The 17,687-nt window shown below is 44.2% G+C and carries 15 protein-coding genes and 1 pseudogene; 6 read left to right on the top strand and 10 right to left on the bottom strand.

Features of this window, described 5'->3' with window-relative positions; translation table 11 throughout:
• Nucleotides 1–10: 10 nt before the first annotated feature.
• From prpC to Xbed_RS16530, 3 genes are all read left to right on the top strand, one after another.
• On the top strand, nucleotides 11–1,186 hold the full coding sequence (gene prpC, locus Xbed_RS16540) for a bifunctional 2-methylcitrate synthase/citrate synthase (protein ID WP_086113963.1): 1,176 nt from the start codon (nucleotides 11–13) through the stop codon (nucleotides 1,184–1,186).
• Between the two features lie 32 nt (nucleotides 1,187–1,218).
• A complete protein-coding gene (locus Xbed_RS16535) occupies nucleotides 1,219–2,670 on the top strand; it encodes a bifunctional 2-methylcitrate dehydratase/aconitate hydratase (RefSeq protein ID WP_086113962.1) in 1,452 nt (483 codons plus the stop codon).
• Between the two features lie 136 nt (nucleotides 2,671–2,806).
• Complete coding sequence (locus tag Xbed_RS16530) at nucleotides 2,807–4,693, top strand: propionate--CoA ligase (RefSeq protein WP_086113961.1); 1,887 nt, start codon at nucleotides 2,807–2,809, stop codon at nucleotides 4,691–4,693.
• Between the two features lie 301 nt (nucleotides 4,694–4,994).
• On the opposite strand, the gene Xbed_RS16525 is transcribed toward Xbed_RS16530, so the two are convergent.
• The gene (locus Xbed_RS16525; protein WP_086113960.1) at nucleotides 4,995–5,624 is read right to left on the bottom strand and encodes a glutathione S-transferase family protein; all 630 of its coding nucleotides are present in this window, start codon (nucleotides 5,622–5,624) and stop codon (nucleotides 4,995–4,997) included.
• 410 nt (nucleotides 5,625–6,034) lie between these two features.
• Between Xbed_RS16525 and Xbed_RS16520 the strand changes: the two genes are divergently transcribed.
• Nucleotides 6,035–6,595 carry a cytochrome b gene (locus Xbed_RS16520; protein WP_086113959.1) on the top strand — a complete coding sequence of 187 codons (561 nt, stop codon included), beginning with the start codon at nucleotides 6,035–6,037 and terminating at the stop codon, nucleotides 6,593–6,595.
• Between the two features lie 85 nt (nucleotides 6,596–6,680).
• Nucleotides 6,681–7,277, top strand: coding sequence for a YceI family protein (locus tag Xbed_RS16515; protein WP_086113958.1), 597 nt, complete (start codon nucleotides 6,681–6,683; stop codon nucleotides 7,275–7,277).
• Between the two features lie 116 nt (nucleotides 7,278–7,393).
• Here the strand turns inward: Xbed_RS16515 and Xbed_RS16510 are convergent, their stop codons facing one another.
• The 5 genes from Xbed_RS16510 to eco all read right to left on the bottom strand — a co-directional run bounded on the left by Xbed_RS16510 (nucleotide 7,394) and on the right by eco (nucleotide 12,986).
• On the bottom strand, nucleotides 7,394–8,680 hold the full coding sequence (locus Xbed_RS16510; protein ID WP_086113957.1) for a rhabduscin glycosyltransferase: 1,287 nt from the start codon (nucleotides 8,678–8,680) through the stop codon (nucleotides 7,394–7,396).
• A gap of 30 nt (nucleotides 8,681–8,710) precedes the next feature.
• Entirely contained in the window at nucleotides 8,711–9,583 is an 873-nt protein-coding gene (gene pvcB / locus Xbed_RS16505) for a tyrosine isonitrile desaturase/decarboxylase (protein ID WP_086113956.1), read from the bottom strand.
• A gap of 21 nt (nucleotides 9,584–9,604) precedes the next feature.
• Complete coding sequence (pvcA, locus tag Xbed_RS16500) at nucleotides 9,605–10,612, bottom strand: L-tyrosine isonitrile synthase (protein ID WP_086113955.1); 1,008 nt, start codon at nucleotides 10,610–10,612, stop codon at nucleotides 9,605–9,607.
• A 901-nt stretch (nucleotides 10,613–11,513) separates the two neighbouring features.
• Complete coding sequence (aqpZ, locus tag Xbed_RS16495; protein WP_086113954.1) at nucleotides 11,514–12,209, bottom strand: aquaporin Z; 696 nt, start codon at nucleotides 12,207–12,209, stop codon at nucleotides 11,514–11,516.
• A 300-nt stretch (nucleotides 12,210–12,509) separates the two neighbouring features.
• A complete protein-coding gene (gene eco, locus Xbed_RS16490; protein ID WP_086113953.1) occupies nucleotides 12,510–12,986 on the bottom strand; it encodes a serine protease inhibitor ecotin in 477 nt (158 codons plus the stop codon).
• Between the two features lie 270 nt (nucleotides 12,987–13,256).
• On the opposite strand from eco, the gene Xbed_RS16485 reads away from it, so the two are divergent.
• Nucleotides 13,257–13,475, top strand: a complete 219-nt coding sequence (locus tag Xbed_RS16485) for an HP1242/YdcH family protein (protein ID WP_086113952.1) — start codon at nucleotides 13,257–13,259, stop codon at nucleotides 13,473–13,475.
• A 142-nt stretch (nucleotides 13,476–13,617) separates the two neighbouring features.
• Here Xbed_RS16485 and Xbed_RS16480 read toward each other — a convergent pair whose 3' ends face one another.
• The 4 genes and pseudogenes from Xbed_RS16480 to Xbed_RS16465 all read right to left on the bottom strand — a co-directional run.
• The gene (locus Xbed_RS16480) at nucleotides 13,618–13,854 is read right to left on the bottom strand and encodes an ogr/Delta-like zinc finger family protein (protein ID WP_086113951.1); all 237 of its coding nucleotides are present in this window, start codon (nucleotides 13,852–13,854) and stop codon (nucleotides 13,618–13,620) included.
• A 69-nt stretch (nucleotides 13,855–13,923) separates the two neighbouring features.
• Nucleotides 13,924–15,489: a phage late control D family protein gene (locus Xbed_RS20830; RefSeq protein WP_086113950.1), complete on the bottom strand. Its 1,566-nt coding sequence runs from the start codon at nucleotides 15,487–15,489 to the stop codon at nucleotides 13,924–13,926.
• Nucleotides 15,486–15,950, bottom strand: coding sequence for a phage tail protein (locus Xbed_RS16470; protein WP_086113949.1), 465 nt, complete (start codon nucleotides 15,948–15,950; stop codon nucleotides 15,486–15,488). The genes Xbed_RS20830 and Xbed_RS16470 overlap by 4 nt, the downstream gene beginning before the upstream one ends.
• A pseudogene (locus tag Xbed_RS16465) lies at nucleotides 15,947–17,687 on the bottom strand (phage tail protein); the annotation flags it as partial. The gene Xbed_RS16470 and the pseudogene Xbed_RS16465, both read right to left, overlap by 4 nt.

The following is a 17,687-nucleotide window of genomic DNA, read 5'->3' as shown; positions in this document are numbered from 1 at the left end:
GGTGGAACTCATGAATCAACAGAAGACAACAGCGGGATCGCCTGAATCTACCCCGTTTAAATCGAAAAAATCCGTTGCCCTCTCCGGCATTACGGCAGGCAATACCGCACTTTGTACCGTGGGGAAAAACGGTAACGATTTGCACTACCGTGGCTATGATATTCTCGATTTGGCTGCCCATTGTGAATTTGAAGAAATCGCCTATCTGCTTATCCACGATAAACTGCCTTCCCGCGCAGAATTGACCTCTTATAAAGCCAAACTGAAAGCCCTGCGTGGCCTGCCCAGTAGCGTTAAAGCTGCATTGGAAGCGCTGCCGGCAGTGGCTCACCCAATGGATGTGATGCGCACGGGGGTTTCTGTTCTGGGTTGTACCCTGCCAGAAAAAGAAGATCATAACCTCGCGGGTGCCCGTGATATCGCCGATCGCTTGCTGGCATCCCTCAACTCAATACTGCTTTATTGGTATCACTACAGCCATAATGGGCGCCGCATTGAAGTTGAAACCGATGATGATTCCATTGGCGGGCATTTCCTCCATCTTCTGCATGGTAAAAAGCCGCGTGGATCATGGGAAAAAGCCATGCATATCTCCTTAATCCTGTATGCCGAGCATGAATTTAATGCTTCTACTTTTACCAGCCGTGTGATTGCCGGCACCGGATCAGATATTTATTCGGCCATTATCGGGGGCATTGGTGCCCTGCGCGGGCCAAAACATGGCGGAGCCAATGAGGTTTCCTTCGAAATCCAGCAGCGTTATGACACACCAGAGCAGGCTGAGGCCGATATCCTTTCCCGTCTGGAGAGAAAAGAGGTCATCATCGGTTTTGGTCATCCGGTTTATACCGTCTCCGATCCCCGCCATAAAGTGATTAAAGCGATTGCCCTGCAACTTTCCCAAGAAGCAGGTACGACCCAAATGTATGACATTGCAGACCGGATCGCATCGGTCATGTGGGATAACAAGGAGATGTTCCCGAATCTTGATTGGTTCTCTGCGGTGTCCTATCACATGATGGGCGTTCCGACGGCCATGTTTACGCCACTATTTGTTATTGCCCGGACATCTGGTTGGGCGGCTCACATTATTGAACAACGCATTGACAACAAAATCATCCGTCCTTCGGCTAATTATACCGGGCCTGAGAATTTGACATTTATACCCATTGATCAACGTAACTAACTCAATTTATATACACAATTTAAGGATTAATTATGTCTACCTCTGTGGTTAACAACCGTCCTGATTATGATCAGGTGATTGTGGATATTGTGGATTATGTCATGGACTACATCGTCACATCCCCCATTGCTTACGCTACAGCCCATCACTGCCTGATAGACACCTTGGGCTGTGGATTGGAAGCGCTGGAATATCCTGCCTGTACAAAACTATTGGGGCCAATAGTACCGGGCACCATTGTGCCTCATGGTGCCCGCGTACCGGGAACGCAATTCCAGCTCGATCCCGTTCAGGCTGCATTCAATATCGGTGCCATGATCCGCTGGCTGGATTTTAATGACACCTGGCTGGCGGCCGAATGGGGGCATCCCTCTGACAATCTTGGGGGTATTCTTGCCACTGCCGACTGGTTATCCAGAAATGCAGTAGCCCAGGGGGAAAAACCTCTCACTATGTGGGATGTGCTGACCGCCATGATTAAAGCGCACGAAATTCAAGGCTGTCTGGCATTGGAAAATGCTTTCAATAAAGTCGGGCTGGATCATGTGGTTCTGGTCAAAGTTGCCTCCACTGCCGTGGTCGCCCAAATGTTGGGACTGACTCGTGAGGAAATATTAAGTGCCGTTTCATTGGCCTGGGTTGACGGGCAGTCCCTGAGAACTTATCGCCATGCGCCCAACACCGGCTCCCGCAAATCCTGGGCGGCGGGGGATGCCACTTCTCGCGCGGTGCGTCTGGCACTGATGGCGCAAAAAGGGGAAATGGGATATCCCTCCGCATTAACGGCAGAAACATGGGGATTTTACGATGTTCTGTTCAAGGGTCAGCCATTCAAATTCCAGCGCCCCTATGGTTGTTATGTGATGGAAAATGTGCTGTTTAAGATCTCTTTCCCCGCAGAATTTCACTCACAGACCGCCGTAGAAGCCGCAATCAACCTGCATCAACAACTGAAAGAACGCGGTAAATGTGTCGAAGATATCGCCCACATCACTATCCGTACTCATGAAGCCTGTATCAGAATCATCGATAAACAAGGCCCATTGAACAATCCGGCAGACCGGGATCACTGCATTCAATACATGGTGGCCATCCCACTGATTTTTGGCCGTCTGACTGCGGCAGATTATGAGGATAATATCGCAGCCGACCCCCGTATTGATGCGTTGAGGGATAAAATAATCTGTGTCGAAGACCCTGATTTCACCCGTGATTATCATGATCCAGAAAAACGTTCTATTGCCAATGCGCTGACTCTGGTATTTACCGATGGGACTCAGCTTGATGAAGTAAAAGTCGAATTCCCGATTGGACATGCCCGCCGCCGCAAAGCGGGAATTCCGCTACTCGAAGAAAAGTTCAAAACCAATCTGGCGCGTCAATTTCCTGAAGAGCAGCAACAAAAAATCCTGGCGCTCTCTCTTGACCTTATGTCATTGAGAGATATTCCCGTGAATGAATACCTCGATTTGTACGTTATATAAGTCCAGATATCCCAATATATCCAATAGATTTCGAGTTGCATCACAACTCATAAAACAGCAGCTTGGCAGGATATATATACATCGGCGGCTCTGACGCCAAGAGCCGCTCCTCATCTGCATAGCGCGAGGAGAAATTATGTCATTCCAAGATTTCTATCAGCTTTCGATTGATGACCCCCATACCTTTTGGGCAGAACAAGCCAAACGGATACACTGGCAACAGCCTTTTGAACAAGTTCTCGATCATAGCCATCCCCCCTTTGCCCGTTGGTTTTGCGGGGGAAAAACCAATCTCTGCTACAACGCATTGGATCGCTGGCTGGAAAGCCAACCCGATGCCAAGGCGCTGATTGCCATTTCAACGGAAACAAACAGTGAACGTGTTTTCACCTATAAAGAATTACATCAGGAAGTCAACCAGACTGCCGCCATGATGCTGTCACTCGGCGTCAAAAAAGGCGATCGGGTTGTTGTTTACATGCCAATGGTGGCCGAAGCGCTATTTATTTTGCTGGCCTGTGCCCGCATCGGTGCAATCCATTCGGTAGTGTTTGGCGGCTTTGCTTCCCATAGTCTCGCCACCCGGCTGGATAATGCAGAGCCGGTTCTGGTCGTCTCTGCGGATGCAGGTTCACGCGGGGGCAAAATCGTCCCCTACAAACCGCTGTTGGATGAAGCTATCGGGTTAGCTAACCATACGCCACGTCATGTACTCATGATGAATCGTGGACTGGCTGACACCCATTGGGTGGAAGATAGAGATGTGGATTTCGCCACATTACGGCAAAAACACCTTGGTGCAAAAGTCCCCGTGACCTGGCTTGAATCCAATGAAACCTCCTGTGTGCTCTATACTTCCGGTACAACGGGAACGCCCAAAGGCGTACAGCGGGATGTTGGCGGTTATGCCGTGGCATTGGCAACATCAATGGACATTATTTTTGGGGGAAAAGCAGGGGGCGTTTTCTTTTGTACATCAGATATTGGCTGGGTCGTCGGGCATTCCTATATTATCTACGCCCCGCTGATCGCAGGCATGGCAACCGTCATGTATGAAGGATTACCGATACGCCCTGATGCCAGTATTTGGTGGCAAATTGTCGAAAGACACCACGTCACCAGAATGTTTTCTGCTCCCACGGCAATCCGTGTCCTGAAAAAATATCCGACAGACTGCATTGCCAAATATGATATTTCATCTCTGGAAACCCTCTATTTGGCGGGTGAACCCTTGGATGAACATACTGCCCGCTGGATCACCGAAACCCTTAACGTGCCCGTGATTGATAATTACTGGCAAACCGAAACGGGCTGGCCGATTATGGCAATCGCACGAAGTTTGGACGACCGGCCAAGTCGTTTTGGCAGTACGGGTTTCCCTGTGTACGGTTTTAACGTCAGGCTGATTAACGAACTGACGGGCCAGGCGTGTGGTGCGAATGAAAAGGGAATGCTGGTGATCAAAGGCCCCCTTCCCCCCGGCTGCATCCAGACCCTCTATCGGGATGATGCCCGTTTTATCAACACCTACTGGACACACTTTGACCAACCGGTCTATTCGACATTTGACTGGGGAATTCGTGACAACGACGGTTACTATTTTATTCTGGGACGTTCTGATGATGTTATTAATGTTTCAGGCCATCGTTTGGGAACGCGGGAAATTGAAGAGTGTATTGCCAGCCATGAAGACGTGGCAGAAGTTGCCGTAATCGGTATCAAAGATAAAGTAAAAGGACAAGTCGCGGTTGCTTTTGCCGTTCTCAAGGAAGGGCGGGAAATTCAGGATGCTGACCATTTTGCCGGATTGGAAAAAGCCCTAATGACATTGGTAGACAAGAAAATCGGCAGTGTTGGACGCCCGGTACGGGTCTATTTTGTGACTCAATTACCAAAAACCCGCTCAGGAAAAATGCTGCGCCGCACTATGCAGGCCATTTGTGAGGGGCGTGAGCCAGGTGATATTGCTCTGATTGAGAACCCGGCTGCACTGGAAATCATCCGGGACGCCGTTTTCCATTAGAAATGCGCGATATTTTTTATACAACTCTCCTGTCGTTTAATCAGCATTTAATACCATTGAGTTATTATACAACAGTACTACATTTTCCCAGCTACTTTTACCCATTTCAGCTCCGTTCCTACACACGGAGCTTTTTTTATCCAGAATTTTTGTCCACATTAATCCATTCATTCTTTTATTAATTGATTTTTCACGTGGCATGATAATGAATAATCACGCATAAACACAATATTTAAAACAGGGTACATACAACCGCACCCTGTATAAATATTTTCAATATAAAAACACCCTACCATGTGGATTAATGCGCTATTTTGGGTTCTTTTATCGCCGCCTCTACCCACTCCACCATCGCAGGATGTTTCAACATGCGATCAATCCATTTTTGACTGGTAGCAGAAAACTTCAATCCATAGGCTCGGGCGCGAAAAACCACAGGAGCATAAAACGCATCAACCACCGTGAATTTATCCCCCGCCAGCCATTCGCCACCAAATTTAGTCAGACCTTCCGACCAAAGTGCATCAATTCGGTCAATATCACGCTGCAACTCAGGCAGGATTTTGTTCAATTCAGTTCGGATAGCGCAATTCATCGAACAACTCTGACGTAATGCAGCAAAACCGGAGTGCATTTCTGCCACAGCACTTCTCGCCCATGCCCGGGCCATTTTATCTGATGGCCAGACCTGAGCATGATCCTCAGCGAGATATTCCACAATCGCCAACGAATCCCAAACCGTAATATCCCCATCCATCAGGCAAGGAACCAGCCCGGTGGGTGAAAATGCTTTGAATTTTTCATGGCTGTTTTTACCATCTTCAAAATAGCTAACCCGTTCATTAAACGGAATATTCAACGCTTTAAGCAAAATCCACGGCCGAAGTGACCAGGAAGAATAATTTTTATTGGCTATCCACAATGTATACATCGTCTTTCTCGCTCTGTTTTTCTTGTCAGGATGATGAAATAGTGTGACTGCATAAAAAACATTACGCTATTTCATCATCATAATAAAGCGAGAGACAATAAAATTTACCTTTGCATATTTTTCACAAGGAAATAATAATTTCCTCACCCATGAAAAAAACAAAGATAATTAGATATAAGCAAAGAACAATATAGAATATAAAAAATACAGCCCACACTTTAATTTTAGCCAAGAGGGTATCATTTTACTTTATTATTGATAAATTTTGACATTCTTAAACAAATTATTTGTCTGAAATTTACAAAAATCAGATTTCATTTTTATCTACTATAATAGACAAAATTTTTCACTCATACTTATGACGTTTTTGGGACTAGCTCCATTTAGTTGAACAAAAATAAGGAAACGGGATGCTATTAAAAAATACTTCCACACGCTTTGGTCATATTTCCGTTTTAATCCATTGGCTAGTTGCCCTTGCCGTTTACGGGATGTTTGCCCTTGGACTATGGATGGTGACATTAAGCTATTACGATACCTGGTATCATCACGCACCGGAACTGCATAAAAGTATCGGTATACTCGTCTTTATTGCCACGATAATGCGTGTTATATGGCGGGTTATTTCTCCGCCACCCAAACCCCTGGCAAGCTACAGCCCTTTGACACGCATCGGTTCCAAACTTATTCAGCTAACGCTCTATATCGTCCTGTTTGGCATTTTAATCAGCGGTTACCTGATTTCTACCGCAGAGGGTGAAGCCATCCGTGTTTTTGGCTGGTTTGAAATTCCGGCGACCCTTACAGGGCAAGGCATACAGGCTGATACTGCCGGTGTTATCCATCTTTATCTTGCTTGGATTGTTGTGGTGCTTTCTCTGCTGCATGGGCTGGCAGCATTAAAACATCACTTTATTGACCGCGATATCACGCTAAAAAGAATGCTTGGCTACAATTTTGATAAGAAATAATTTCAATTTTGATAAGAAATAATTTCAATTTTGATAAAAAATAACTTCGATTCCGATAAAAAAATCACTTCTGGAGAATGATTATATGATTAATAAGGCATTACTTAAAAAAACGTTAATCGGCCTGACAACGGGTATTTTATTGATGGGCACCAGTTCAGCAATGGCTGCCGACTATAAAATCGATATTGCCGGTCAACATGCTTTTATTGAATTTCGCATTCAACATTTGGGCATAAGCTGGCTTTACGGCGGCTTCAAAAAATTTGACGGCGAATTTACGTTTGATGCACAAAACCCTGCCGCAGATAAAGTCAATGTCATTATTAAAACGAACAGTGTCGAAACCAATCATGCTGAACGTGACAAACACTTGCGCAGCCCTGATTTTCTGAACACGGCAAAATATCCAGAAGCCAAATTCACATCCACTGAAGTGAAAAAAACAGGGGAAAACTACACTATCCTCGGTGATCTGACCTTAAATGGTGTCACCAAGCCCGTGACACTGAACGCCAAATTGGTAGGAGAAGGCAATGATCCGTGGGGGGGATACCGTGCAGGTTTTGAAGCCAATGGAAAAATCAAACTGAAAGATTTTAATATTAAAAGCGATTTAGGACCAAAAAGTCAGGAAGTCGAGTTGATCATTTCCGTTGAAGGTGTGCGGGAAAAAGCCTGACCCTCAAGCCTGACCATAATAGAACGCGGTAGAAAAAACATACCGCGTTCTATTTTTATCACTTGTTACTTTCTCATCAATACATATCAATTACCTTCGCCACTCGCTGGAAGATTTCATGCCGATTGAGCAATCAATTCATTAACGTGGCGGGTGATCGATTCCAACGCATTATGAGCTTTATAATCTTCCTTAATAAGCTGTACCTGCTGACGCCATAGCGGGGAGGATAATATCTTTGTCACCGCCCGATATAATTGCTGTTCACTGGGTGTATCCGTATGCAGGCTAATGCCGCAACGTGACCAGATCACACGGGCAACCGCTTCTAATTTACCATCCCCTGTTCCCGCAACCACCAGTGGGACACCGTGACGAATAGAGGAATTCAGCGAACCATAACCCCCATTGGTAATAAAAACGGAGGCGCGAGGAAGCCAGTGTTCAAAATTGAGATACTCCACAACTCTGGCATTTTCTGGAATTTCCTCTCCCAGTCCATTGACAGGGCGTCCACCTGTAATTGCCAATACCCGAACCGGCAAATGTGCCAAGGCACGCAATGCAGGCAATAACAATTGGTTAAAATCAATATTTGCCAATGTTCCCTGGGTCACCAAGATCAACGGCAGGCTCTCATCCGGCCAATTTATCTGAGTTTTATCATCTCCCATTTTCACACCCAGCGCCCCGATAAACGTCACCGTTTCCGGCAAATCATCACGAGAAAACTCAAATGACTGAGTGGCCAGTTGCAAGAAGCGATCCACTCCGCTCATCAGAATATCGTTGTGATCACCGGTCAGGGGAGGACAATCCACCACAGCCAGCGCCTGATTAAATGCATCCCTGACCTGTTTGATTAATTGATGAGTCTCTTCGTCCACCAATTGCTCACGGGTCAAATCTGCGGGTAACAATTCAGGCGGGATACGGGGGCCCCAGAATAGACTATCCCGTGATGACCACGACAGTGGCGTGACGCCGATAGCCATCACGGGAACACGCTCACCAGCCGGTTTCTGCAATAACGGCAACGCCGCATAAAATGTATTGTCGATAATCAAAAGGTCGGCTTGCGCTTCTTCAAGCACCTGCATCAATTGGCCTGACAGCACAGGAATAGGCGCGGTAAAAAACTGCCTCACTGCCAGAGCCATCTGAGTATTTCCGGGCGGATGCTCTGCGCGTTCAGGGAAGTATTTTTCCAGACAACGATAATCAACATCCACTTGCTTATCGAAAGGAACAAAACTGGCGCCTAACGCTTCCACCTGCGACTGAAAAAGAGAGCCACTGAATATCGTTGCATCATGCCCCTGCCCGATTAAATGCTCCGTAATCGTCAATATTGGGAACACATGGCCTGGGGTTGCAACAGCAGCTAAAACAATACGGGACATGAATCAAACTTCCTTTAAGATAATTTCTGCTTAATCCGCCTTTGGAACGGAAAGGGGGCGAAAACTGTGATTTTCACACACCGGCACACCATGGATATGCACCCGCTGAATATGGCGGGGAGCACGGGAAATAAAGGCTTCACGGCCATGTAGCAAAGAAAAATTATCGCTAATCACAATATCACCGGGCTGCCATTGATGCGCATAGAGATAACGCGGATCATACAACCGCTCATATAACGCCTCTTCAAGTGTCTCCTGCTCTTCCCGTGATAGTCCATGCATGGTTAAAGCGTGATGATCGGCATATTTCTCGTCTTCCTTTCTCATCGGCTCATTGTAACGGAGTACCCATTTTTTACCGTCGGGATGGAGACAGAGCAGCGGTGAAACGACTTCGCCACCATAATGGGTCACTTTGCTTGTGCGATACGCAATCGTTGTCGCTTTCCACTTATTGCGCTCATCATCGCTGGCATCAGCAATCAATCGCTCAGTATTGACGAAAGTGGTGCGCCCTCCCTGTGCTGCCTCTGGCGCAGCCACACAGTGAAATATCTGAAACTCCGGGATCGTTTGTCTATACATTCCATCCCAATGCAACGGCAGGTTACCGCTGTCCAGAACATGATCAGCGGGATTCGGGTGTTCCATAACATCCAGCACCGCCCCGAATGACCACATCATGATTTCCCCCCAACGGCCGGAATATTCTGTCAATTTCTCTTTATCCGTAAAACCAGAGTGGAAACCACGCAATACCACCAATAGATGAGTACGGGCCAATTCACGCAGGGCATCGACTGACAACGTGCCAATATCCTGATCAGGATATTGAGGCGTAATCAGCACCCCGAACGGTTCAACCAACTCAATGTTGCAATCAAGTTTATCTGTATTCATGATTTATTTTCTCAAAAGGGGTTATTGGTTTGCCGGCGTCATCTTCAGGGATTTTGTTGGTTGATTTTCTTCAGATAACGCTTCAATCAGGTAATGGCTTGGCACACCACGAATTTCAATCAATTTTCCCTGCATCTGTTTCACTTCATCGCTTTTCATCAGCACGAACTGACCGTTAATATTGGCAGCCACACCATGCCATGGCGTCAACCAATCATCCCGGGTCGGCATCATGTGGATCCCGATTTTGATACTGTCTACGGACTGAGGATGGATAGAGAGGCGGATCGCCAATGGAAATTGTTCAGCCAGCAGGTTTCCCCAGGCCCAACTACGCTGGATAACCCCCACAGAGCGGTGACGGGCATCTTTTTGCAACGCATTTTTCGACCCTGTGTATTCTGGCAATAAACTATCTTCATAAAGAAAACGAGTAATAGCCCGATATAATCGGATACCTTCTTCGTTTTCTTTTAGTGTTTCCTTAATTTCCTCGATTGAAGAAGCATAACGGCTTACCAGTAATTCCCGCAGTTGATCATAATCATGGGTATATTGCGTTAATGACTCAACATTACCGAGATTAAAAACGGAAAGATGAGTCGCGCCTAATTCATGCAGCAGCTTTTCAATTTCCAATTGATAATGTGTAATCGTGTTATCATCAACATGAATAAGATCACTGAACACATGCCCATCAGAACAAATAACAATATTGGCTCCTGGTGGATAATAAAGCTGAATACGCTGACAAAGGGAATTTAAGAAAATCAATGATAACTTTTCCGCCATATCAGGCAGCTTGCCCAATACTTTACGGGGGTTCGGTGATTTTGTCGGAAACGCAGGCAAAATACACTCAATAGGCTTTCCTTGCTCCACAAATGCACGAATACGTGGTAGTTGAACCTCTGAAACTCTTTTTTCTTCATCTTGAAGTGAATGTTCAGATTCTGGGAAGCGTCGCCTGTACTGTAATAACTCATGCAGAATTTTGCTCGACACTTTTTCTATGTCAATACGTTCCATAACTCTTTCCTAATTTATTTCACCCACATTATCGTATATAAAATGTCAGTTCATATACTTCTCAACACGGACAAATAAAAGCATAAAAAATATAGAACAAAAGATTATAAGATATAATCAAACCAAAATACCGATAAAGGTATAACGGCTTTTATATTTTAATGACATTTATTTTATCCATTAAAAATCACGCAGATAAATATATATCATTATAATTTCAAAAAATAACTAATTTTTTTAATAAAATAATTCAGTTTTTTTGACATTGAGACCTAACCTAAATAACCACAAGGCTTGCAGTAAAATTGACTTCACAATGCGATATTATTTGGATATCCAATATTATTTATTACAGGAATAAAAAATAATGTATAACGAATTTAGCAATTCGCCAGAATAGAGTATTCCGTTTATATATCACCATGGTTTCCGCATTAGTTGATTATTTGTTAAATGAATATTTAAAAATAGATTCAACACACAATACTTAAGCTGACATGACTTGATGATGGTTTAATAAATTTAAATATAATCAACCACATATAGCAATCCAACCAATATCCTGGTGTTAATTAGTTGTTTACATTAACACTTTGGTAACTCATGTGGTTGCCCTACCATTATGGATAGGCGGATGTATGGCTCTGATTGGTTTAATCACTCTACTACCCGATATTCTTAGTTTATATAAAACAAACACCCGTGATCATAAATGATATGGACAACACTGGCGGTATTATCCAAACAATAATCACCGCCTGCTTTTCTGCCGGTTATTCGGAGTATTAGGTATTTTAGCTTTATCTAATGAGAAAAAATTGAATGGTGGAGAATATCTACCATAAAAACAGACGAAAAAAGCCACGCCAAGCGTGACTTTTCAAAATAAGAGGGAAATTAATTAATCATCTTTCTGTAAAAGTGTCCGGTATATCAAGCCACCAATAGCACCACCAATTAATGGAATCAGCCAGAATACCCAAAGTTGCTCCAAGGCCCACGTCCCTTGGAAAATGGCAACGGCTGTACTTCTTGCCGGATTGACAGATGTATTTGTCACCGGAATACTGATTAAATGAATCAGTGTGAGCGATAAGCCAATGGCTAATGGCGCAAAACCCACTGGCGCTTTCTTATCTGTTGATCCAAGAATAACAATCAAGAAAAATGCAGTTAATACTAACTCAATAATAATTGCAGCCTGTAATGAAAAACCACCGGGAGAATGTTCACCATAGCCATTAGACGCAAAGCCACTTGCTGTTGCATCAAAACCACTTTTACCACTGGCGATAAGATAAAGTACCGCCGCCGCCGCAATTCCTCCGATCACTTGGGCGATGATATAAGGAATTAAATCTTTGGCAGAAATACGCCCACCTGCAAACAACCCCAATGTTACCGCCGGATTAAAATGTCCTCCTGAAATATGCCCCACCGCATAGGCCATCGTGACTACAGTTAAACCAAAAGCCAGGGATACACCCACAAAACCAATCCCCAGTTGTGGAAATGCCGCCGCTAAAACCGCACTACCACATCCACCAAACACCAACCAAAAAGTACCCAAGAACTCTGCCGATAATTTTTTAAACATTCTACGATTCCTCAATGATATTTGCATAAATGCAAAAGAATCCCAAAACAGTTTAGTTACTATTTTTAAATATGGGCAAGGAATCGCAGACAGAAAGTAAAAGAGAAACAAATATCACCAACGTGGATTTAAAAATAAGTTCTTTGCGGGCTGTTCTATTGTTAACTTGATGATGAGCCGTGTCGAAAAATCTTCTTTCTATTAAAACTAAATTGATCCAAAAATAGAAATCTATCTTACAAATCAAACAACCTGAGTTTAATATACAAACTCAGGTTGTTGATTTATCTAATCAATAGATTATTTGTTTACTGCTGTCTTGGTTTCATCTGATGCCTGCCAAATACGATATTTTACTGTCATCGTTTTTGGCGTATATACCACGATAGGTAATTTGCTGTTATAGCGTACCAGTGCATCTTTACCTAACTGTACCTGAACAAAACGCACGGTTTTTTCTTCCGTTGGACATCCCATTTTGGTTGAAATAGGACCCGTCACCTTATCCAGCTCATAATAATCATATCCCCACCCTTCCAGCGTTTTTGTCGCCAAATTACCGCCAAACAAATGGTGGTTACAATCCACTTTCAAGTCCTTGCCAATCATCAACTCAACCATGTAGTTGTTTTCATGTTCCTGCTGAGGAAGTTCAATCACACTGCGAACCATTCCCTTAGAAGCTGCGGGATAAGGTGCTACATCTTCGAGTTTTTTGTCAGCGAAAACAGAAGTTGATGCCATCAAGGCAACTAAAGGAAATAAATATTTTTTCATATATCACCTCTGAATATGTTTAAAAAGGAAATTGGATCATAACAACAAAAAGACTGAGGTAAATTATGTTTTTTGGCAATACTCTGATTTTTATAGCATTCAATAAAAATAAAATTTACTCATCCTAAATAAAAGTTAATTTTTATTAATAGATAATGAGGTACATAAAAATTACTGGATCTTTTTTATGTGATATCTCTCAAATCTGAGATTACAATGGGCTGCTACACTTATATATAGTGTGGTAGTAAATTTCGTATAGGAGGTCTCATGTTTCCAGAATATCGTGATTTAGTATCCAACCTGAAAGAATCACATCCCCGCTTCCAATCCCTGTTTGAAAAACATAACCGACTTGACCACGAGATAAGCCAGCTAGAAGGCCCGAATGGAACGGGCTACAGCGATAAAGTTGTGCGCCTGAAAAAAGAAAAACTACACATCAAAGATGAAATGCAAAGGATTTTGCAGGCAGAAACCCAGAAGTAGCCCTGCCAATCGCTTTAACGCCTGCTTTGTTAATAAGTAGGCGTCACAATAAGGTTCTCGATTAGAGAACCTCTATCAATTCCATATCCACAAAAAAGCCACCATAACGGTGGCAAAAAAGGGAGCAATGTTTTTTCATTATTTATTGTGCGGCAGCCGCTTTCTGGCGGGGTTGTCTCTTGGTTTTTGCCTTTGGATGTGGCATTGCATTCTGGACTTCCCCTGGCTTGGCAATGAAACGTACAAAGGTTTCATGGCTGACGAACGTTGCTCCACAATTGATGTTCTGACATTGGTTATAGCGCTCCTTTGTTTGGCTTGAATGTTCGAAGCTGCTACGGGTATGCGCTGACTGACCACACAGAGGACACTTAATCATATTGTTCACCTTTCTTGAAATAACACCATCTCGTCTGGTGAACAATATACCAAAGATCTCATATCGAGATCAAGCATTTATTCCGGTATCCTCAGTTTTAAGTTCAACATCATCAATCTTGATTTCGAGATCCAATGATGTGGTAAAACCACCGTCATTAAGGTTGTGGGTTACTTTCACCAACGTCCAATGAGTTCCATCAATTTCCTGCTTAAATCCCTTTAGCTGGACAGGCGTTTCAGGGTAGATGTCTGCACGTCCTTTCGCCAGGGTGATAGAGAACTGCGCTGCACCGCGCTGCATTTTTTCCCAGGCAGCTTTGGCAGCACGCTCCGCACTTTCTTTGTCAGAATAAACGCGCGAAAGCGTCAGAACATTTTCCTGAGTTCCCGCCAAATAACTTGCGGATTCTTGCTTTACTGTGGTTGTTTGATGATGCTCAGTCGTTGATTGGCTCTGCTCCTCAGAAGAGACGCTTCCCTTGATAGTGATATTTCTTTCACTATCGATACCTCCCCTGGCTCTGTTTTTCCTTTTACGTCCGTTTTGTCCTTCTTTGATATAATTCGGTTTATCCTTTTCTTTGATTTTTAGATTTTTTTTCGTCAAATTGACGCCACTTTTCTTCTCTAAACTCACCCCTCCAGACTTAGCGACATTGGGCTTAGTTGAATTCATCCCATAAGGGGACTCATTTTTACGATCTTTTTCCTTTCTAAAGATAAAGGACTCTTTTTTCTTGGAGGGATCTTGCTCTTTTTGGGAAATATTTTTGTCTTTTTGAGAAGAACTCTTGCCTGATGATTTGCTCTCGCTACTTGCATACTCAAGCACAACGTCAACTTTTCCGCTCTTTGATTCTACCCGCCTCAGTTTAACCGTCTGCTTCGTCGCGGTACGTGTATCCTGCCATTGAGCAACGACACCGGTATAGGCGTCACGATCAGACAGAGAAAATCGGTGACTATCCCCTGATTCACGAGTAATCAGCGCGAGCGGAATATCCTCACCACTCACCGTCTTATTCTGCCCTTGTCGAACAAACAGCAATTCACCGTTTTTGACGGAAGCAATCGCCCCTTCTTGTTTGGCTATACGAGTCAAAAAGCTCACGTCAGATTCGGTAGTCTGATCGATATGCATGGAGATGCCTTTCAATTCCTCACTGATTTTAAATGTCAGTTGGTTTCTCGCGGCAATCGTACTCACAATGCTCTCCAATGTGTGCTTATGGTAAGACTTTTCGCGTCTGACATTCAGGTCACCACGAAAATCTGCACTGCGGGCACGGATCGTCAGACGATCAGGGGCGCCAGAATGTTCAATTTCATCAACAACAAATTTTCCCTTTGGGGTTAAGGGATGGCCATGCCACCCCAGTTCCAAAGTGAGAATATCGCCCCGGCGAGGTAGCATCAGCATGCCATCCGCATCATCCAACTCAATATCGAGCTGGTCTGATTCCAAACCCCGGTTATCCGTCAGCGTTAAGGACATCAGGCGTGATTGGATCTTTCCGCTGATATCCTGATTGTTGATTTCCAGACGAAAAGCGGGCTGGCTGGTTTTTCCGGTAAGCAAATCAAATTGGGGAACCCAATCCGTGTTGGGCATCCACTCTTCAACGTCGATCATGCGAGGACTCCCCTGGTTTTATCAACAACCTTATCTTTGATATCAGAAAGCTGCTCCTGCAAATCACCCAACATTTCAAACAGATTGTTATCCACTCGCCGCAAGGTCAGCGTAAAACTGATTTTTCTGGCCGCACCACCTGACATAAATTCCGTTTTTGTCTCATCAATGCTTTCGATAACGAACATGCCGTAAATCGCACCACTGCCATCAATGAAAGACCACGCCTTACCGCTATCAGCCATTAATTTTAAGGCCGTCAGTGAAAGAGAACCCCCGGTCAGCTCAGGATAAAGCTCCCCCGATAGCGTGACCGTATCGTTATCTGAACCGACAAACTGCCATGCAGGCCGCGCTCCCACGCGGCTGTTAAAGGCATGTCGCCAACTCTGTTTATGTTGAAAAGTCTGATATGGCGTTGTTTTCAACATAAAAACAAACAATCCAAGTGCAGCCATCATGAGAAATCGTCTCCTCTGTCAGAAAGCGAGCTACGCATACGGGCTTGCTGCATACGCTCTCGTTGTTCCAGTTCCTGCCTGACCATACGGGCAATATCCTGTGCGGATTGTCCCTGTGAGCCATAGACATAAATGTTGTATTGCGGCGCTGCCCCACCGTATTGCTGCGGCTGGCTCCGCTCCCTCTTTGCCTGAACTTCCTCATAAGTGTGGGCAGGTAAACTTTGCGCATGTAACGGGGCATCCTGCGCAGCAATGGGCAATGACATCGAGCTGACAGCAAGTCCTACGGCAGCAAGTTTCGCTGTATTTTTCCGGCTGGTCACATTAGCTGGGCCATTAATAATTTCAGGGCCACGTTCACCAACAAGACCCACTTGACCTGCTGGAATAAAGCCGCCTGTATCATATGCTGTTGCTGTAATTTGCTTCGCTTGCTCAACGGTTTCACTCTTGGTTATTTCCTGCGATGTTTTTAAAGCAATCTCCTTTTTATCATCGTCAGACCCCCATGATTTAAACCAGTCCGTAATTGAGGCAAATTTATTTTTCAGGTTTTCCCATTTTTCTTGAATACCAGACAACAAACTGTCAATCATATTCGATCCAGCTTGCTTTAATTTTTCTGGAATCGCCTGAACTTCGCTAACAATTTCATTCCATCGATCTGAAATTGATTTTTTGACGCTTTCCCAGATTTCTGATGTATTCTGTTTAACCGATTCCCAAACTTCACTGATTTTAGCTTTAACCGATTCCCAGACTTCTGAAGCACTTTGTTTAATGGCATCCCAGTTTTGGTAGATAATGCCGATTAACCCACCATTCATGAAATAACTTTTAATGCCTTCCCATGCAGCACTGACTGTATCTTTAATACCCTGCCATACATTGCTACAGATATTTTTGATACTTTCCCACATAGCGGTAAATTTTGGTCCCAATGATTCCCAATTCTGCCAAATATAAATAGCAGCCATGGCGATAACGCCAATAATGGCAAGAATGGGGTTTGCCATCATCGCCCGACCAATAAACATGATTGACTTACCTAATACACTGAAAGTGCTACTTAAAAAAGACAATCCTTTTACACCAACACTTGCCAGGATATTGATACCATTACCCAAAACACCAAAAACTTTTTGGCCAATATTCCCTAATGCTCCCAAGCCTTTTCTTTGTCTGCCAAAAGTATCTTTACCTCCTTTGTTAGAGAGTAAATCAGCACCATTATTCAGTGAGCCAAAAACCTTATCCCCGGTTTTACCGAAAAAATCCATGGCGGCTCTTAGTGCTTCCAAAGCCTCGGTTCCGAATTGTGCGAATGCCTTCAAGCCATCTCTTAAATTCTCCATGGCCTGAATACCGACCTGAGCAAATCTATTCAGATTGGCTCTTAATTCTTCTAGTCCCTTAACCCCAATTTGAGTAAATATATCCAGGCTGGATTTTAATTTATCCAGCGCCTGAGTGCCCAACTGGGCAAATATATCCAGAGGCGAGGTTAATTTATTCAGCGCCTGAACACCCAGTTGCACAAAGGCATCCAGTGTGGATTTCAATTTATCCAGCGCCTGAGTGCCTAACTGAGCAAATATATCCAGAGGCGAGGTTAATTTATTCAGCGCCTGAACCCCCAGTTGCACAAAGGCATCCAGTGTGGATTTCAATTTATCCAACGCCTGAGTGCCTAGCTGAGCAAATATATCCAGAGGCGAGGTTAATTTATTCAGC

It is taken from the genome of Xenorhabdus beddingii, assembly GCF_002127545.1.
Classification (GTDB): Bacteria; Pseudomonadota; Gammaproteobacteria; order Enterobacterales; family Enterobacteriaceae; genus Xenorhabdus; species Xenorhabdus beddingii.
The sequence above is the reverse complement of the archived record's forward strand: the minus strand, read 5'-3'. Positions and strand labels throughout refer to the sequence as shown.

Excerpts from the sequence above, each read along its gene's own strand:
- Xbed_RS16515 (WP_086113958.1), top strand. The coding sequence starts at position 6,681 with ATGATTAATAAGGCATTACTTAAAAAAACGTTAATCGGCCTGACAACG.
- Xbed_RS16520 (WP_086113959.1), top strand. The coding sequence starts at position 6,035 with ATGCTATTAAAAAATACTTCCACACGCTTTGGTCATATTTCCGTTTTA.
- aqpZ (WP_086113954.1), bottom strand. The coding sequence starts at position 12,209 with ATGTTTAAAAAATTATCGGCAGAGTTCTTGGGTACTTTTTGGTTGGTG.
- eco (WP_086113953.1), bottom strand. The coding sequence starts at position 12,986 with ATGAAAAAATATTTATTTCCTTTAGTTGCCTTGATGGCATCAACTTCT.
- Xbed_RS16485 (WP_086113952.1), top strand. The coding sequence starts at position 13,257 with ATGTTTCCAGAATATCGTGATTTAGTATCCAACCTGAAAGAATCACAT.
- prpC (WP_086113963.1), top strand. The coding sequence starts at position 11 with ATGAATCAACAGAAGACAACAGCGGGATCGCCTGAATCTACCCCGTTT.
- Xbed_RS16510 (WP_086113957.1), bottom strand. The coding sequence starts at position 8,680 with ATGTCCCGTATTGTTTTAGCTGCTGTTGCAACCCCAGGCCATGTGTTC.
- Xbed_RS16525 (WP_086113960.1), bottom strand. The coding sequence starts at position 5,624 with ATGTATACATTGTGGATAGCCAATAAAAATTATTCTTCCTGGTCACTT.
- Xbed_RS16470 (WP_086113949.1), bottom strand. The coding sequence starts at position 15,950 with ATGATGGCTGCACTTGGATTGTTTGTTTTTATGTTGAAAACAACGCCA.
- Xbed_RS20830 (WP_086113950.1), bottom strand. The coding sequence starts at position 15,489 with ATGATCGACGTTGAAGAGTGGATGCCCAACACGGATTGGGTTCCCCAA.
- pvcA (WP_086113955.1), bottom strand. The coding sequence starts at position 10,612 with ATGGAACGTATTGACATAGAAAAAGTGTCGAGCAAAATTCTGCATGAG.
- Xbed_RS16480 (WP_086113951.1), bottom strand. The coding sequence starts at position 13,854 with ATGATTAAGTGTCCTCTGTGTGGTCAGTCAGCGCATACCCGTAGCAGC.
- Xbed_RS16530 (WP_086113961.1), top strand. The coding sequence starts at position 2,807 with ATGTCATTCCAAGATTTCTATCAGCTTTCGATTGATGACCCCCATACC.
- pvcB (WP_086113956.1), bottom strand. The coding sequence starts at position 9,583 with ATGAATACAGATAAACTTGATTGCAACATTGAGTTGGTTGAACCGTTC.
- Xbed_RS16535 (WP_086113962.1), top strand. The coding sequence starts at position 1,219 with ATGTCTACCTCTGTGGTTAACAACCGTCCTGATTATGATCAGGTGATT.